This window comes from Candidatus Symbiothrix dinenymphae (assembly GCF_001431085.1).
Window position 1 is genome coordinate 1 of record NZ_BBRU01000307.1, and the last position, 529, is coordinate 529.

A 529-nucleotide genomic window follows, 5' to 3' on the forward strand; every position below is an offset into this window, starting at 1 on the left:
AAATCATAGTGGTCCCGTTCATCTGTACGCGGCGTTTAGAAACCTTTCGTCCATTACAACGCTGAATATTGGAAGTTCTGTTACAAGGATTCCGGACTATGCGTTTTCCGGTTTCAGTGGTATTACCTCTGTGTATTGTTTTGAAACCGTCATTGCGGACTCGACCCGCAATTCACTAATAATAATTACAAATGATGATAAACTTCAATTCAATTTTAAGCCGCCTGTCCCCTCACGACAACAAATTCTTACCGCTGTTGAAAGAATTAGCCGACGTGATGGTCAGAGCCAGTGCATTGCTCAGCGAACTGTTTGCCTGCACGGACAAAGAACGGCGTGACGAACTCCGCCGCGAGATAAAAGTAGAGGAAATCAACGGCGACAAGGTGTCTGCCCGCATCCTGAAAGAACTCAACAACACGTTCATCACCCCCTTCGACCGCGAAGACATCAACGAAATTTCCGACCGGGTGGAGGAAATTATCGACACCATCACCCATGTGGCTCAGAAGGTGTCGCTCTACTCGCC

At 47.4% G+C, this 529-nt stretch carries 1 protein-coding gene; it reads left to right on the top strand.

Annotated features, from left to right (window positions below; translation table 11 throughout):
- Positions 1–191 precede the first annotated feature (191 nt).
- A partial coding sequence (locus ASC50_RS03820; RefSeq protein ID WP_158648385.1) for a DUF47 domain-containing protein occupies positions 192–529 on the top strand: 338 nt, incomplete at its 3' end.